This window comes from Siansivirga zeaxanthinifaciens CC-SAMT-1, assembly GCF_000941055.1.
Lineage (GTDB): Bacteria > Bacteroidota > Bacteroidia > Flavobacteriales > Flavobacteriaceae > Siansivirga > Siansivirga zeaxanthinifaciens.
The window spans coordinates 2,310,946-2,328,550 of record NZ_CP007202.1 but is presented as its reverse complement, the minus strand read 5'-3'; the positions used below and the strand labels follow the sequence as shown (position 1 = coordinate 2,328,550).

Below are 17,605 nucleotides of genomic sequence, written 5' to 3'. Positions count from 1 at the left end.
ATTATTTGTGATCGCATCCAAATCAAATTTATACACAAAACTATTTAGCCTATTTTTTTTAGTATCCTTCAATTTATTAGTTGGACAAGAAAAAGCAACACCTGTTTTTAAAGATGGTGAAGCTCAAATTGTAGCAGCTTTTAATACACCTGATAAATGGATACGAACAGATCTTTGGGTTGAAACAACGTTCGATAGTGATGATGATGGTATTTTAGATCGTATGTATGTTGATGTAACTCGACCCTACCAAACAGAAACTGAAGGTTTAAAACTTCCCGTTATTTATGAATCTAGCCCTTATTATCAAGGAGTTGCTCCCGATGTTGAAGGCGGATTTTGGAATGTTAACCACGAACTTGGTGAAACAACCAAAGAACGTGTTCATGCCGATGTGGTTAGAACAGGTAAACGCCCAATAATTTCAAATTCTCAAGTTAAAACCTGGGTGCCACGTGGTTATATTGTTGTTCATTCTTGTTCTCCAGGCACAGGCCTTTCTCAAGGAGCCCCTACTGTTGGAGGAAAAAACGAATCTTTAGCGCCAAAAGCAGTTATCGATTGGTTAAATGGTCGCGCTAAAGGTTATACGTCGCCTTATGGTAATGAAGAGGTTAAAGCCTATTGGAGTACAGGAAAAGTAGGTATGACTGGCACCTCGTACAACGGAACGATTCCTTTAGCTGCAGCAACCACTGGTGTTGAAGGCTTAGAAGTAATTATTCCGGTGGCACCAAACACCTCATATTACCATTACTACCGTTCCAATGGTTTAGTGCGTTCTCCTGGAGGTTATTTAGGTGAAGATATTGATGTTTTATATGATTATATACATAGCGGAGACGAATCTAAACGTGCTCATAACAATGCCAAAATTCGTGATTTAGAAATGAGAAATGGCATGGACAGAATTACGGGCGATTACAACGATTTTTGGGCAGGTCGCGATTATTTAAATCAAATGGCACCCATGAAAGCCGCCTTATTAATGTCTCACGGGTTTAATGATTGGAATGTAATGCCAGAACACAGCTACCGCATTTATAAAAAGGCTAAAGAAATGGGCTTAGAAACTGGCATCTTTTATCATCAAAACGGACATGGTGGACCTCCTCCATTAAGTATGATGAATAAGTGGTTTACACACTATTTATTTGGTATAGATAATGGTATTGAAAAAGAAACCAATAAAGCCTGGATTGTTCGAGAAAATGATATGAGAACTAATCCTACACCATACAAAGATTACCCTAATCCAGATGCCAAACCTGTAACATTGTATTTAAAATCAAATCAATTAACTACAGCTAAGGTTTCTAAACAACCTACCCAAACCTTAATAGACGATTATAATATTTCTGGTGCCGAATTAACCAAACCAGAAAATTCAAAACATCGTTTATTATTTGTAACACCGGTTTTAAATGAAGATGTTCACATCTCAGGAGTTGCAAAAATCAAAATAAAATTAGCGAGTAGTAAACCTGCTGCTAACCTATCGGTTTGGTTAGTTTCATTGCCATGGGAAGATGGTGGTAATAAAAAAATAACCGATAATATAATTACTCGTGGCTGGGCAGATCCTCAAAACTACAAATCACTCACAGAAAGTGAACCGTTAGTTCCTGGTAAGTTTTATGAACTTAGCTTTAACTTACAACCAGATGATCAAATTATAAAAGCTGGTCAACAAATTGGATTCATGATTTTTTCTAGTGATAAAGAATTCACACTACATCCAAAACCCGGAACCGAATTAACCATCGATTTAAACAACACAACACTTACGCTCCCAATAGTTGGTGGTTTAGAAAAGTTTAAACAAGCCGTAAACAATTAAATATCATAATAAAAAAGCACCCAAATGGGTGCTTTTTTATTTTAAGTTTTATCTTCTAACAAAGGTACAAATCGAAATTCGCCATATTCATGTTGTTCAAATTCTAATGGCCCGCTTCTAACAAAGAGTGTCATTATTTGCACATCTTCTCCAACAGGAATTACCAATCGACCTCCTATTTTTAACTGACTCAATAAAGGTTTTGGAACAAAAGGTGCTCCAGCTGTTACAATAATACTATCAAATGGCGCTTCTTCTGGCAGACCTTTATAGCCATCTCCAAAAATTATTTTTTTAGGTCGATATCCCATTTTGTCTCGTAAAAAATGACTCGTTAACTTAAATAACTTTCGTTGCCGTTCAATAGTATATACCTTAGCTCCCAACTCGCATAAAACAGCTGTCTGGTAGCCACTTCCAGTACCAATTTCTAAAATTTTATCGTCTTTTTTTACTTGTAATAACTCGGTTTGAAAGGCTACGGTATAAGGTTGAGATATGGTTTGCCCCGCGGCAATTGGAAAGGCTTTATCTTGGTATGCATGATCTAAAAAACTAGAATCCATAAAAGCATGTCTTGGTATTTTTCCTATTGCATCTAAAACCGCCTTATCTGTTATTCCTTTGTCTTTTAAAACATTAACCAATTGGTTACGCAAACCCACATGTCGTAAAGTATCTTTCAATTTTAATGAAGTTTTAAAAAGTTAAAATTACTCAAAGATTTTAAAGCTAAAAGCATTTCTTCCTTTTTTATTTTTCATTACTAAAATCTAAAAAAATAGTCTTAAATATCTTATTTTTGTTAAAAACGTAAAACAATTATGCTAAACGCTGGTGTACTTGGTGCTGGCCACCTTGGAAAAATTCATTTAAGACTTCTTAAACAATCAGATAAATATAATTTAGTAGGATTCTATGATGCCGATGAAGAAAACGGTAAAAAAGTAGAAGCCGAATTTGGATATAAATTCTTCAATTCTATTGATGCCCTTATCGATGCGGTAGATATGGTTGATATTGTAACGCCTACCCTTTCGCATTACGATTGTGCTATAAAAGCAATTTCAAAAGGGAAACATATTTTTATTGAAAAACCAATAACCAATACTGTTGAAGAAGCCGAGCATATTCGTGAACTTTTAGCCGAAAATAATTTGCGGGGGCAAGTTGGACACGTAGAACGTTTTAACCCGGCTTTTTTAGCTATTACCAAGGAAATTAAATCGCCAATGTTTATTGAAGCCCATCGATTGGCTGAATTCAATCCGCGTGGTACCGATGTTCCTGTGGTTTTAGATTTAATGATTCACGACATCGATATTATTTTAAGTGTCGTAAAATCGAAAGTAAAACATATTAGCGCCAGTGGTGTTTCGGTAATTAGTAACTCTCCAGATATTGCTAATGCGCGTATAGAATTTGAAAATGGCTGTGTAGCTAACCTAACGGCCAGCCGAATTTCACTTAAAAAAATGCGTAAAGCGAGATTCTTTCAAAAAGATGCCTACATATCGGTAGACTTTTTAGAAAAGAAATGTGAAGTTGTTAAAATGAAGGATGCTCCTGAAAATCCTGGAGATTTCGATATGGTTTTACAAAATGCCGAGGGTGTAAAAAAACAAATCTATTTCGATAATCCGCATATTGAAAACAACAATTCTATTTTAGATGAATTAGAAGCGTTTGCTCACGCCATAAACACTAACACAACCCCTATTGTTTCTTTAAACGATGGTACCGAAGCCTTACGTGTTGCAACTCAAATAATAAACTGTTTTGAAAAATAAACACGAATTATTAAAAAACAACATTCCTGTATTCGTGGTGACATAATAAATATGCCCTATTTGAATAAAAGATAAAAAAACTTATTTAATGAAAAATATTGCTGTAATTGGTGCTGGTACTATGGGAAATGGCATTGCGCATACTTTTGCTCAAAATAGTTTTTCTGTTAATTTAATCGATATTAATGAAACAGCGCTTCATAAAGGTTTAGAAACCATCGCTAAGAATTTAGACAGAATGGTTCTTAAAGAGGTTATAACCGAGCATAAAAAGTTAGAAACCCTTCAAAATATAAAAACATTTACCGCTCTAGAACAAGGTATTGAAGCAGTCGATTTGGTGATTGAAGCTGCCACAGAAAACGTCGATATTAAACTTAAAATCTTTAAGCAATTAGATGAAATTTGTAATTCTCATACCATTTTAGCTACCAATACGTCATCCATTTCCATTACTCAAATTGCGGCTACTACCACCCGACCCGATAAGGTTATTGGGATGCACTTTATGAATCCGGTGCCTTTAATGAAACTGGTTGAAATTATAAGAGGTTATAATACAAGTAACGAGGTAACAAACGCCATTATGGAACTCTCTAAAAAATTAGACAAAGTTCCTGTAGAAGTAAACGATTATCCTGGTTTTGTTGCAAACCGCATTTTAATGCCCATGATAAACGAGTCGATTGAAACTCTTTTTAACGGTGTGGCAGGCGTTACAGAAATTGACACTGTCATGAAGTTAGGTATGGCGCATCCAATGGGACCATTACAATTAGCTGATTTTATTGGATTAGACGTTTGTTTATCTATTTTAAACGTTATGTACGACGGATTTAAAAATCCGAAATACGCCCCTTGCCCATTGTTAGTAAATATGGTTCGTGCTGGGAAATTAGGTGTAAAATCGGGTGAAGGTTTTTACGATTATGCCACCAACAAAAAAGCAGACATTGTTGCCAAACAATTTTCGAAAATTTAATTAGAATAAAACATTTCATGAGTATTCAAGAAAATTTAAATAAAATAAAATCTTCCATTCCAGAACATGTTACGCTAGTTGCGGTTTCAAAAACCAAACCAGTAAGCGATTTACTAGAAGCATACAATGCCGGACAACGCATTTTTGGTGAAAATAAAATACAGGAAATGGTTGAGAAATTTGAAGCCTTACCAAAAGACATAGCATGGCACATGATTGGCCATGTGCAAAGTAACAAAGTAAAATACATGGCGCCTTTTGTAAGTTTAATTCATGGCGTTGACAAATTTAGTTTGCTTGAGGAAATAAATAAACAAGCCAAAAAAAACAATCGTATTATTAATTGTTTGCTTCAAATTAAAATTGCCGAGGAAGACTCTAAATTTGGTTTATCGCCAGAAAAAGCTTCAGAAATATTACAATCGGAAGCCTTTTCAGAATTAAAAAACGTAAAAATTGTTGGTGTTATGGGTATGGCTACCTTTACCGATAATCAAATTCAAATAGAAAACGAATTCTCGTTATTAAAAGAGACTTTTAATACTTTAAAAGCACTAAAATCGTTTAATTTTCAACCCGAAATTATAAGTATGGGCATGAGTGGTGATTATCAATTAGCAATTTCTTGCGGAAGTACTATGATTAGAGTTGGAAGTAGTATCTTTGGTGAAAGGAATTATTTATAGTAAGCAGCCTTTATTTCAATCCAGATTAAAACATTTAATTTTTAACTTATTTACGCAATACTTGACATAGAAACCACTGGTGGTAAGTATAATGAAGAGGGCATTACTGAAATAGCTATCTATAAATTTGACGGACACAAGGTTGTCGATCAATTTATAAGTTTGGTAAATCCAGAGCGCGATATACAACCCTTTGTAGTGAATCTTACTGGCATAAATAATAATATGCTTCGCAATGCACCTAAATTTTATGAAGTTGCAAAACGCATTGTAGAAATTACAGATGATTGTATTGTGGTTGCCCATAACGCACAATTTGATTACCGCATTTTATGCACAGAATTTAGACGATTAGGCTTTGAATATATAAGACCAACGCTTTGTACTGTAGAGCTTGCTAAAGATTTAATTCCCGATCAACCATCGTACAGTCTGGGTAAGTTAGTGCGTTCTTTGGGCATTCCTGTAACCGACAGGCATCGTGCTTCTGGTGATGCTATCGCAACTGTAAAACTTTTTAAAATGCTTTTAGACAAGGATACGCAGAAAAGCATTATTCAAAAGTCTATAAAACTAACGCCAAAGCATCAGTTAGAACCTAAACATCTAAATATTTTAAGCGATTTACCATCGGTAACAGGGGTTTATTATATACATAACGCCGAAGGCGATATCATTTATATTGGAAAAAGTAATAATATTAAAAAACGCATCAATCAGCATTTTACAAATTCTAACCGAAAGTCTAAAAAAATTCAGGCAGCCGTTCACGCTGTAACTTACGAAGCAACAGGAAGTGAATTGGTAGCACTATTAAAAGAAAGTGAAGAAATTAAACGCGTAAAACCTATACTTAACCGTGCCTTACGCCGAACTACTTTTACCCATGCCCTTTATAGTTTTAAAGATGAAAACGGATATATTAATTTAAAAATTGATGTGTCCGATGGTCGTAAAAAACCCATAACCACTTTTAGTAATCGTGAAAGCGGTAAAAGTTTTATTACTAAAGCTGTTGAAGAATATAGTCTCTGCCAGAAATTAACTGGATTATACAAAACAAAAACCAGCTGTTTTAATTACGATATAAAAGCTTGTGAAGGCGCTTGTATTCAAAAAGAACCCGCCGAATCATACAACAAGCGTGTTGAAGCTTTAATTACAAAAAACAGTTATTCTAACAAGAATATGGTTATTATAGATCGTGGTCGTGATATTGATGAACACAGTGCAATTTTAGTGGAAAACGGCGTGTTTAGAGGCATCGGTTTTTTCAATTTAAATTATCAAATAAATAATATTGAAGTCCTAGAGTCTATTATTACTCCCATGCAAAATAATAGAGACACCCAACATATTATTCAAAGTTACCTGCGTAGAAATAAAAGATTAAAAGTTATTTTATTTTAAAATAATTTTTTTTAGGGAAATTTATTACATTGTTCTTTGTAATTAACCAATTAAACTAAATGAAAACTTTTTTTACACTTTTTTTACTTTTTTTAAGAATAGTATGCTTTTCTCAAGAAAAATACAACTCCGAAAACTATATAGTTACCTTAGACGATATTAAATCTACCACTTTTTTAAAGGACTCTACAGCAAATGCTTTGGTAATTTATGAACAAGGAAAAAGCCATGTAGATAGAAATGAATATCATTTAATAACCGTAATAAAACGAAAAATAAAGCTACTTAAACGCGAAGGTTTCGATAATGCAAACATTGTAATTCCACTTTACATAACTAAAACCAGATATGAAGAAGTAGAAAGTATTTTAGCAACAACTTATAACTATGTTAATGGCAAAATAACTAAAACACAGTTAGAGAAAAAAGATATTTTTACCGAAGCATACGACGAAAACCATACGCTCATTAAATTTACTTTACCAAATATTAAGGAAGGCTCTGTAATTACTTATAGTTACAAACTTATCTCGCCCTTTATGTTTAATTACAAAAGTTGGAATTTTCAATCGGAAATACCAAAACTGTACAGCGAATACAATGCAAGTATTCCAGCAAATTGGGATTATCACGTAAAATTAATTGGTGGTAAAAAATTATTTAAAAACGAATCTGTTATAGAAAAACGATGCCTAGAAGTTAGCGACGGTAGTTACGCAGATTGTTCAAACTCTATGTATGTCATGAAAGATATACCCGCTTTTATAAAGGAAAATTACATGACTACTAAAAGCAACTATTTAGCTCGTATAGAATACGAACTTAAAACCTTTCAAGATTTTCAGGGGCAAATTAGTAATTATGCAAAAACCTGGGAAACCGTAGACAAAGAACTAAAAATTGACAAAAACATAGGTAAGCAGCTTTCAAAATCGGTAGATTTTGATGAAATTTTACCTGCACACATTATCAATGAATCTGATCCTCTTAAAAAAGCTACAGCTATATACCAATTTGTTCAAAACAATTTTACTTGGAATGAAGAATTCCAAATTTTTAAAGATGTATCCATTAAAGATTTATTAAAAGAAAAATCAGGAAATGTGTCATCCATAAATATCTTACTTCATAATTTACTTGATACCGCTGGTATCGATGTTAAACCAATATTGTTATCAACTCGAGAAAACGGCTTAATAACAACCATTTTTCCAGTAATTTCAGAGTTTAATTACTTAATAGTTCAAGCAACTATTAATGGTACTTCCTATTTTTTAGATGGCACAGATAAATTTATAAGTTTTGGAGATCTTCCTTTTAGATGTTTAAACCAATTCGGTAGAACCTTAGATCTTAAAAATGGTAGTGATTGGATAGATATTAAACCTGGTAAAGCCTCAACGTATTTCTATAAAGCCGATTTAAACTTCGAAGACGATCAAAATTTAACAGGAACGGTTAACACAAAATATACGGGGTATCATGCCATTGATACTAAAAAAAGATATTTTTCAAACAAAGAAGCTTACCTAGAAGACCTAGAAAATAAATCACCATATATCGAGATTAACGATTATGAGGTTGAAAATAATATCCTTGAAAATCCGGATTTTCAAGAAACTTACACCATAGATTACGACCTAAATACCAATGCCGAATCCATTTATTTAAATCCTTTTTTTAAAATATTTTTCTCAGAAAATCCATTTAAACTTCAAGAACGCACCTACCCCATAGACTTTGGCTATCCAGATAATTATTTTTATATGGTACAAATTAATTTAAATAATAAATACGAGGTTATTGAAAAACCAAAAGAGATCATGATATCTTTACCAAATAACACAGGATCACTAAGATTATCCTGTAGCTTACTTAATAATTCTGTCATGTTAATGATGAAGGTAGAATTTAAAGAATCTATTTATCCTCCTGAGTATTATCCGTATTTAAAAGAATTTATGGCAAAAGTGGTTGACACCCAAAAAAACTCCATAATTCTATTTAAGAAAATATAACTAATCTTTTCTTACTTTTGAAGTAATGAATAACAAACCATTAAATAGCTGGAGAAGAAAACTACACGAAATAATTTATGAAGCCGACACACCCGCTGGCAAATTATTTGATGTAGTGCTGCTTATAATTATTCTTGCTAGCATTGCCTTTGTTATGCTAGAAAGTGTTAAAAGTATCAATGTAAAATATTTCGAGTTACTTAATGTTTTAGAGTGGCTAATTACCATCCTCTTTAGCATAGAATATATTGCACGTATTATCGCTGTAAAAAAACCATTAAAATACATTTTTAGTTTTTATGGCATTATCGATTTTCTATCGACAGCACCAAAATATATATCCCTTTTCTTAGGCGGCATACATGCTCTGGCTGCATTAAGAGCCCTGCGCTTATTGCGTGTTTTCAGAATTTTAAAACTCGTACATTTTTTGGGAGCCTCTCAAAATTTAGTAAAAGCCCTCAAAGCAAGCCGGGCTAAAATATCGGTTTTTCTACTTGCTGTAATCATCGTATGCATTATTTTAGGAACCATTATGTACTTGGTAGAAGGCGAAGAAAACGGTTTTACCAACATACCTGTAAGCGTTTATTGGTGCATTGTAACCCTTACTACAGTTGGGTTTGGCGATATTGCACCACAAACACCTTTGGGGCAGTTTATAGCCTCATTAGTTATGATTTTAGGTTACGGAATCATTGCAGTCCCAACCGGAATCGTTTCTGCCGAATACACCAATCAATTTAAAAATGAAAAAACGCCTAAAAAAGAAGATGTCAATTTAAACACACAGTCCTGCCCAAACTGTTCCAAAGAAAACCACCGAGACGACGCCGATTTCTGTTATAATTGCGGACATAAAATTTAAAGTCTCATGGCGTTACCACGACGCATCGTGGTCAGGTTATCCGCTATATCTTTTATTTGAAAAAAATAAAAGGATGCCGCTTCTACCCTTAACGCCCACACCTGCCAAGTAGTTTTTAAACACAAAGACTTGTAAAATCAGGAATTCAAATTACCTTTACAAACAAAAATCATACGTTATTAACCCAACAAATAAATATTTAATTTCGGTAGTAGGTCCAACGGCAATAGGCAAAACAGACTTAAGCATTAAACTTGCAAATCATTTTAATACCGAAATCATTTCAGCCGATTCAAGGCAATTCTTTAAAGAAATGCAAATTGGCACAGCTGCTCCATCCCAAGAAGAATTAGCAGCAGCGAAGCATCATTTTATTCATCATAAAAGTATCGAAGATCAATACAATGTAGGTGCTTTCGAAAAAGACGCTTTAAACTGTCTTAATAAATTATATAAAACACACGATGTTGTTGTAATGGTAGGCGGTTCGGGATTATATGTCGATGCCGTTACTAAAGGCTTAGACGATTTTCCAGATGTAAATCCAGACATTCGAGCATCTCTAAACACCAATTTAGAATTACACGGAATTTCCGTTTTACAAGAGCAATTAAAAAGCTTAGACCCTTTAGCTTATAAAACCATCGCTATCGATAATCCCCATCGGGTCATTCGGGCGTTGGAAATTTGCATCGGTACTAAAAAACCATACTCATCCTTTTTAAATAAGGAAAAAATAAACAGACCATTTAAAACCATTACCGTTACATTAACAGCCAATCGAGACATTATTTACGAGCGTATTAATCGCCGTGTAGATGTGATGATGCAGGAAGGTTTATTAGAAGAAGTAAAAGCACTGCTTCCGTATAAAAATTTAAATGCCTTAAATACGGTGGGATATAAAGAATTATTTAATTATCTGGACGGCGAATGGCCTTTAGATTTTGCCATTTCAGAAATAAAGAAAAATTCACGTCGTTTTGCAAAACGACAACTTACTTGGTTTAAAAAAGAAGAACAAGCCCTTTGGTTCGATTATGTAACACCCCTTAACCAAATTATAGAAGCTTGCGAATTAAAAATGTCATTTAATTAATGGCTTATTTCATAACCACATGACTAAACTTAGCATTTACTAAAATTGTTTTTCCAGAACTGGAATTTCCGGTTAAAAAGGTATTAGAATTATCTGATTTCTTCCTTTTTGGATGTGTAAAATTAGAACGACTGCCTACATACTGCAAATTATAATCGGTTTTAGGAAGTGAAATGTTCGCGTTACTGTTTTGTAATACAATGTTTAAGTTTGTAAAACTATCTTCTAAATTTTTAATATCTAAATCGCCTATGGACCCGTTAATAATAGCGCTACTTTGTATATTATCGATGGTAATATGCGATGAATTAGAATTTAAAACAATTTGTTTTACGTTTTTTAACACAGCGTCTTTTACATAGTTAGCATTTAGCTCGCCTAAATTCCAATAAGAAACATATAAAGGCGAATACGAGGCATTAATGGAAGTTTGACTTCCATTAATGCTGTTTGCTGTTAATTTGGTGTATGATAAATTGGCTTTTAAATTTTCAATGGTTGATGCAAATTCAATTTCGCCATGTCTAACATTTACCTTTAATTTTGCTTTTTTAGGTATTTTAATCTTTATGTACTTTTTAACTTGATGCGCCGATTTATCATGAATTAGTTTCACAACAACATCTTTTCTGTTGTTAGCCAACTTTTCGCGTTCTTTACTTAGTTGCTCTCTAGATTCCATAAGTTTTTCGCGTGCTATTTTGAGTTCTTCACGATTTTTAGCTTGCGCTTCTTTCTCACCAGACATTTTTTCCATTTTCTTAGCATATTGCTCGCTCCAGGCTTCCATTTTTTTAGCATATTTTTCGCCCCAGGCTTCCATCTTTTCTTCAAAATCCTTTCCAAAAGTCGTTTCCATTTGTTTCGAATAAAGCTCTAAATATTTTTCACCATCTTTTTGGTAAGCATTATAATCAAACTGTATTTTATCAATCCCTTTGGGCATCGGTGGTAATTCTGGTATGGAAGTCACTGGTGGTATATCGCCAAAAAAACTAAGAATGGGAATGTCTGCTAATTCAAATTTTAATTCTTTTAAAATATCGTTAATTGTTTCATCGTCTATGTCTTTTTTAGAATAAAGCTCCCAAGAACCATTTGCAAAACCATTGGTAGAGATAGATACTTCATTTTTGGTGGCATCAATATCAACTTTCCATGTTTTTAATAATTTTTGCAATTCTTCTTTACTTACTTTTTCACCTTCTATATAAGCTTCTATTTCAATAACATCTTTATTCCAAGTATCGAAAATAATATTACTATAACTTGTATTTAAGTTTATAACAACGTCTTTTGAAACGTTAATAGATTGCGATACTTTAGTCAACTTTTGTTGAGCTACCACTATATTAACCATCATAAAAGCAATGGTTAAGGTTATTATTTTTATAATTGATTTGTTCATTTTTTGATTGATTTTAAATAATTTGATTGTCTTCTATTCCCAAATTATCTTCTTGATTTAACTGTTTTAACTGTCCTCTTAAACGATATAACAGATTTAAACGAAACTTTAAATTATCAATTAAAGCATTAATAGTTAGCTCGGTAGGACCCGATTGTGTTAACTCTTCTGATAATTGTTTATATTCTTTATCTAAAGTTTCTAATTGAACTATATAGCCATCAAATAACTCCTTCGTTTCTGGTGTGTACTTTATTTTAGAGAGTTCTAAATGGATACTTGCTAAATAATAATCTTCAACTTTTTTTAATCCGGGAGAAACATCACCCAAGGTTTTTGTCTCTAATTGATTATTATTGTTAACAACTTCTATGGTTGCTTCGTTGTTAGAGTTAAAATACTTGTAAACGCTAAATCCAAAACCTAAAAGCAATACAATACTAGCCGCAATGAGCATCCAATTAAATCTGGAAGACTTCTTTTGGGGTAAGGTTTTATTTAATTTCTCTAGAAAGCGCTCTTGGTGATTTTTAGGCATTTGCTCATTTAAAGCTTCATCGTTTTTAAATAAATCTCTAATATCCTGTGCCATGTTGTTTTTGTTTTAAAAGTTCCTGTAGTTTTGCTTTTCCTCTGGATAAATTGGTTCTGGAAGCTACTTCCGAAATATTCAAAATTTCTGAAATCTCTTGATGATCGTAACCTTCTATTAAATAAAGCATAACTACATATTGATACGTTTCCGGTAAATTATTGATAGCGCTTTTAACATCGTTTAAGGTTATAGCATCGTCTACTAACCATTTGTCTTCATAAGAAGAATCGACTACTTTTAGGTGCACCTGGTCTAATTCTACAAGTATTTGCTTTTTAGACTTTATTAAATCGATACTCTTATTAATTACAATACGTTTTAACCACGCTCCAAAAGTAACATCTGCTTTGTATTGATGCAGTTTGGTAAAGGCCTTTATAAAGGCTTCTTGGACCACATCTTCGGCATCGTTAGCATCTTTTAAAAATCGTTTTGCAACAACAAACATACCGTCACAGTACTGATTGTACAGTTGTAATTGTGCTTTGCGATTGTTTTGTTTACATTGTTCTATAATGTCAACTTGCAACATGCTAATTTACTTTTGGTTGGTGTTAGTTCATTTTAAAGACGATATAAAAAATGAAGTGTTGCAAAAAAATAAATATTTTTTCACAGATATAACAAAACTAAAGAAATCTGCGTTTGTGTTTTATTAATTATTACTTTTTAAAGTATCTTTATCAAAAAAACAGTCTATGAATTCTTTTTTAAAGCGTGTATTAATTTTTCTAACTATAACAGCAGTAGTTTTAGCATTATATTCCATTTTTGTTGAAAATATATTTGCACCACGCTTAAGCCCAAAAGATACCGTAGAATTTAAATTAAACGATTTAAAATTAGAAGTTTTTTATAACCGCCCTTCCAAAAAAGGACGTGAAATTTTTGGAGCACTCGTGCCTCTTAACCAGGTTTGGCGTACGGGAGCGAACGAAGCGACTACCTTTAAAACTAACAAAGATTTAGATATTGAAGGCATGACCTTACCTGCTGGAAAATACACCCTTTGGACGGTACCTAAAGATTCGGTTTGGACCGTTATTTTTAACTCTAAACAATACGAATGGGGTGTCGATAAAGAAATGAAACCTATGTGGGACCCTAATTACGATGTATTAAACGTACAAGTGCCTATAAAAAAACTCGATCATGTTGTTGAACAATTTACCATAGCCTTCGATAATTCAACCGATAAATTATTTTTAACCATGGCTTGGGATGAGACAAAAGTGGCATTACCACTTAAAAATTAAAAGCTTTTTATTGATCTTCCTTTTTAGGTAAAAAATGTTTATTTAGTTTGTATTAATTTCGGTAAATACAATTTTTTTAATTGATTATTGTTATACATTTAACATAGAATAATTTCAATTTTTAAAACGTAAAAATCGAAAAGTAATCTCTAAATAAACCATGCTTAAATTCATTTTCCCAAAACGACTATCCCTATTAAAAACCTTTGTTTTCTTGTTTTTAATATTGTCACTTTTTGTGAGGATATTTTTTTTATTTTACAGTTTTAAAGAAGTAGATGCGACCTTTTTTAAATTAGCAAACACTTTTATTATTGGTTTTTTATTTGATTTAGGTACAGTATCGTTTTTTACATTACCCTATTTATTATACCTGCTCATTATTCTTAAAAAGCTATATGGTAGTATTTTAGATAAAGTCTTTACTTATTTTGCATTTTCGTTAGGCGTTATCATTTTCTTGTTTTCGTTTTTTGCTGAAATTACATTCTGGGAAGAGTTTGAACGTCGTTTTAATTTTATAGCCGTCGATTATTTAATTTACACCTACGAAGTTGTTAAGAATATCAACGAATCGTATCCTATACCGCTATTATTAAGTGGTATACTAATTATTTTTATTGGTTTATTTTATTTTATAAGTAGAATTGGTGTTTTTAAAACCACCTTTAAAAACGACACGCCCTTTAAAGCAAAATTATTTCCTTCTGCATTATTTATTGGCATCGCACTTATTTTTTTGTTTTTCGTTAAAAACAAAGATGCCGAACAATTTAACAACAGATATAACGACGAGTTAGCTAAAACAGGTATTTATTCCTTTTTTGCAGCTTTTAAAAATAACGAATTATCGTATACCGAGTTTTATAATACCGTTAATACAGACCAAGCTTTCAACCTTGTTAAACAAAAAATTGCTTCAAATAATTCAGAGTTTATAAATCCTAAAAAAAAGGAAATTTATAGAGCAATTACAAATGCAGATAGTTTACATCCTCCAAAAAAACCAAATGTTATTTTCATTTGTATTGAAAGCTTAAGTGCATCCTATCTTCATTCATTAGGAAGTGAATTAGAAATAACACCAACCCTCGATTCTTTGTCAGAAAAAAGTCTGTTTTTTACAAATTTATACGCCACCGGAACACGAACCGTAAGAGGTATGGAAGCCATAACACTATCCATTCCTCCTACACCCGGAAGAAGCATCGTTAAACGCGATAATAACCAAGGGCTTTTCACCATAGCCAGCGTATTTGAAGAAGAAGGTTACGATAACAACTTTTTTTATGGAGGCGATGGCTATTTCGATAATATGAATACTTATTTTGGTGGTAACGGGTTTAACATTATCGATAGAGGTCGCGGTTTTCTATTAGATGCTCACATCAAGACCAAACGAACTAATATTAACGATAACGAAGTAACTTTCGAAAATGCTTGGGGTGTTTGCGATGAAGATATTTACAACAAAGTCATAAAAGAAGCCGACAAGTCAAGTCTTAATGAAAAGCCTTTCTTCAATTTTATCATGACGACTTCCAATCATCGACCGTTCACATATCCAGAAGGAAAAATAGACATTCCGTCTGGTACCAGTCGTGAAGGCGCCATAAAATACACCGATTATGCCATTGGTCAATTTTTCAAAACAGCAAAAACTAAACCTTGGTTTGAAAACACCGTATTTGTAATAATGGCAGACCACTGCGCTAGTAGCGCCGGACGCTGGAACTTAAATATCGATAAATATCGTATCCCGGCGCTTATATGCAATCTTGAAAATACAAAACCTCAAAAAATTGATAAATTAAGTTCTCAAATCGATGTGTTTCCAACCCTATTTAGCCTTTTAAACTGGGATTATACATCTAATTTATTTGGCATCGATGTTTTAAAAATGAAAAAAGAAGACGAACGTGCTTTTATTGGAAACTACAGAAATTTAGGACTTTTAAAAGACCAAAAACTTATGGTTTTAAGCGACCAGCATGTAGTAACGTATTACGAATGGGAAACAGATAACGACGATTTAATTTCTAAAGAAGTTGATAAAGACATGCTGGTTGAAACAATATCATTTTACCAAACAGCCGACTATTTATATCATAACAACGGACTTAAGCTTAAAAATTAGCCTTTGAAAAAAATTCATTTCATTATAAACCCTGTTGCTGGTAAAGGAAATAATTCTTTAAGCTATAAGCACCTTAAAAGTTTCTTCAATAAAGAACAATACCAAATTGTTATTAAACAATCTACCCATAAAAAACATGCTGTAACATTAACACAAGACTCAGTAAACGAACAGGCCGATGTTATTGTTGCCTGTGGTGGTGATGGTACCATTAACGAAGTAGCGTCTTGTATAGTTGGTAGCAATATCATTTTAGGAATTATTCCTTTAGGTTCTGGGAATGGTTTAGCATCCAACTTAAAAATCCCAAAAAACATCAACAAAGCCCTTAATTTAATTAAGGCTCAAAACACCCTACTTATAGATTCTGGAGTTATTAATGAGCGCTATTTTTTTAGTAATTGTGGTATTGGTTTCGATGCACAAGTCATTAAAAATTACGAATCCTATAAACATCACACTTTAAAAAGTTATATCAAGGCTTATTTTAAAACTATTTTTCAAAAAAAGGAATTAGTAGATTTTGAAATTGAAATAAACGACACCATATTACAGGTTAAACCCTTCATGATATTTACTTCTAATTCTAATGAATTAGGCTATAAAATAAGTTTAACACCTCAGGCGTCTTTGCAAGATGGCATACTTGATATTGTTATTGTTTCAAAAATAGGAAAAATTAAAACCCTGCTAGTGTCCATATTAATGCTATTTAAAAAACATACTTTATTAAAAGAAGTAAAGCAGTACGAATCTAACAAATTAGTTATTCATAAAAACAATAAAGCATCCATTGAAACACAAATCGATGGCGAATTTTATCTGTTACAAAACAGCCAAGCCAGTATTTCAATACTAAATAAGAGTTTAAGAGTTATTTCGTAAACCATTAAACCGAGACATAGCGTTTAATAAGATAGCTTGCAAATTTGTAAAACAGGAACCCAACAAAGGCTCCAAAAGTTAATCCGCATACAATATCTAGAGGGTAATGCACGCCAACATAAATTCGGCTGTAAGCCACTACGGCACTCCAAAACAATAAAATAAAAATTAAATTTTTATAAAACGGTTTTAACATTAAACCAGCAAAAACAGCTGCTGCCATTGAGTTAGATGAGTGTCCAGAGAAAAAACCATATTTACCACAACGCACGGCAATAAAACGCATTTGGTCAATTAAATCCGCCACTCCACAAGGCCTCGGTCTAGCAAACCCGCGTTTAAACATATTGGTTATTTGGTCGGTACAGGTAATCATTAATGCCACCACCAAAACAAAAATAAGCAGGGCTTTTAATCCATAATTTCTATAAAGTAAATAAAGTAAAATAGCATAAAGTGGCACAAACGTAAACTCGTGAGTTATTAGCAACCACATGGAATCCCAGGTAGGAGATCCCAAATTATTAAGAAATAAAAATAATTGTGTATCGTATTCTAAAAGCTTATCAATCATAAAAAAATAAAAAATTGGGCGTTACTCTCGTGCCTCAAGTCAGGCTTTTCGCTATAT

16 protein-coding genes are annotated in these 17,605 nt (G+C 32.7%); 11 read left to right on the top strand and 5 right to left on the bottom strand.

From position 1 onward, the window contains the following. The first annotated feature begins 7 nt into the window (after positions 1-7). The gene (locus tag AW14_RS10525; RefSeq protein WP_245617582.1) at positions 8-1,840 is read left to right on the top strand and encodes a Xaa-Pro dipeptidyl-peptidase; all 1,833 of its coding nucleotides are present in this window, start codon (positions 8-10) and stop codon (positions 1,838-1,840) included. A gap of 41 nt (positions 1,841-1,881) precedes the next feature. Here AW14_RS10525 and AW14_RS10520 read toward each other — a convergent pair whose 3' ends face one another. Then, positions 1,882-2,526, bottom strand: a complete 645-nt coding sequence (locus tag AW14_RS10520; protein WP_044638770.1) for a protein-L-isoaspartate(D-aspartate) O-methyltransferase — start codon at positions 2,524-2,526, stop codon at positions 1,882-1,884. A 138-nt stretch (positions 2,527-2,664) separates the two neighbouring features. Here AW14_RS10520 and AW14_RS10515 point away from each other — a divergent pair, with 138 nt between their 5' ends. From AW14_RS10515 to miaA, 7 genes are all read left to right on the top strand, one after another. Next, positions 2,665-3,630 carry a Gfo/Idh/MocA family protein gene (locus AW14_RS10515; protein WP_044638769.1) on the top strand — a complete coding sequence of 322 codons (966 nt, stop codon included), beginning with the start codon at positions 2,665-2,667 and terminating at the stop codon, positions 3,628-3,630. An 88-nt stretch (positions 3,631-3,718) separates the two neighbouring features. Next, a complete protein-coding gene (locus tag AW14_RS10510; protein WP_044638768.1) occupies positions 3,719-4,612 on the top strand; it encodes a 3-hydroxybutyryl-CoA dehydrogenase in 894 nt (297 codons plus the stop codon). A gap of 17 nt (positions 4,613-4,629) precedes the next feature. Then, positions 4,630-5,298 (top strand): YggS family pyridoxal phosphate-dependent enzyme, encoded by a 669-nt coding sequence (locus tag AW14_RS10505; RefSeq protein WP_044638767.1) that lies wholly within the window; start codon positions 4,630-4,632, stop codon positions 5,296-5,298. A gap of 48 nt (positions 5,299-5,346) precedes the next feature. After that, entirely contained in the window at positions 5,347-6,708 is a 1,362-nt protein-coding gene (locus AW14_RS10500; protein WP_044638766.1) for an exonuclease domain-containing protein, read from the top strand. Between the two features lie 59 nt (positions 6,709-6,767). After that, positions 6,768-8,726: a DUF3857 domain-containing protein gene (locus tag AW14_RS10495; protein WP_044638765.1), complete on the top strand. Its 1,959-nt coding sequence runs from the start codon at positions 6,768-6,770 to the stop codon at positions 8,724-8,726. A gap of 25 nt (positions 8,727-8,751) precedes the next feature. Beyond that, positions 8,752-9,594 carry an ion transporter gene (locus tag AW14_RS10490; protein ID WP_044638764.1) on the top strand — a complete coding sequence of 281 codons (843 nt, stop codon included), beginning with the start codon at positions 8,752-8,754 and terminating at the stop codon, positions 9,592-9,594. Between the two features lie 178 nt (positions 9,595-9,772). Beyond that, positions 9,773-10,693 carry a tRNA (adenosine(37)-N6)-dimethylallyltransferase MiaA gene (miaA, locus tag AW14_RS10485; RefSeq protein WP_044638763.1) on the top strand — a complete coding sequence of 307 codons (921 nt, stop codon included), beginning with the start codon at positions 9,773-9,775 and terminating at the stop codon, positions 10,691-10,693. Positions 10,694-10,697: 4 nt separating this feature from the next. On the opposite strand, the gene AW14_RS10480 is transcribed toward miaA, so the two are convergent. Genes AW14_RS10480 through AW14_RS10470 form a run of 3 tightly spaced genes read right to left on the bottom strand, consistent with a single transcriptional unit; the run spans position 10,698 to position 13,228 of the window. Continuing rightward, positions 10,698-12,101, bottom strand: a complete 1,404-nt coding sequence (locus tag AW14_RS10480) for a hypothetical protein (protein ID WP_044638762.1) — start codon at positions 12,099-12,101, stop codon at positions 10,698-10,700. A gap of 13 nt (positions 12,102-12,114) precedes the next feature. Further along, entirely contained in the window at positions 12,115-12,693 is a 579-nt protein-coding gene (locus tag AW14_RS10475; protein WP_044638761.1) for a hypothetical protein, read from the bottom strand. Beyond that, positions 12,677-13,228, bottom strand: a complete 552-nt coding sequence (locus AW14_RS10470; protein ID WP_044638760.1) for an RNA polymerase sigma factor — start codon at positions 13,226-13,228, stop codon at positions 12,677-12,679. The genes AW14_RS10475 and AW14_RS10470 overlap by 17 nt, the downstream gene beginning before the upstream one ends. Before the next feature lie 166 nt (positions 13,229-13,394). Between AW14_RS10470 and AW14_RS10465 the strand changes: the two genes are divergently transcribed. The 3 genes from AW14_RS10465 to AW14_RS10455 all read left to right on the top strand — a co-directional run bounded on the left by AW14_RS10465 (position 13,395) and on the right by AW14_RS10455 (position 16,974). Continuing rightward, on the top strand, positions 13,395-13,952 hold the full coding sequence (locus tag AW14_RS10465) for a DUF2911 domain-containing protein (protein ID WP_044638759.1): 558 nt from the start codon (positions 13,395-13,397) through the stop codon (positions 13,950-13,952). A gap of 238 nt (positions 13,953-14,190) precedes the next feature. Next, the gene (locus AW14_RS10460) at positions 14,191-16,089 is read left to right on the top strand and encodes an LTA synthase family protein (RefSeq protein ID WP_316930032.1); all 1,899 of its coding nucleotides are present in this window, start codon (positions 14,191-14,193) and stop codon (positions 16,087-16,089) included. A gap of 3 nt (positions 16,090-16,092) precedes the next feature. Next, positions 16,093-16,974, top strand: coding sequence for a diacylglycerol/lipid kinase family protein (locus AW14_RS10455; protein WP_044638757.1), 882 nt, complete (start codon positions 16,093-16,095; stop codon positions 16,972-16,974). Between the two features lie 4 nt (positions 16,975-16,978). Here the strand turns inward: AW14_RS10455 and AW14_RS10450 are convergent, their stop codons facing one another. Beyond that, positions 16,979-17,548, bottom strand: coding sequence for a phosphatase PAP2 family protein (locus tag AW14_RS10450; protein WP_044638756.1), 570 nt, complete (start codon positions 17,546-17,548; stop codon positions 16,979-16,981). Positions 17,549-17,605: the final 57 nt, after the last annotated feature.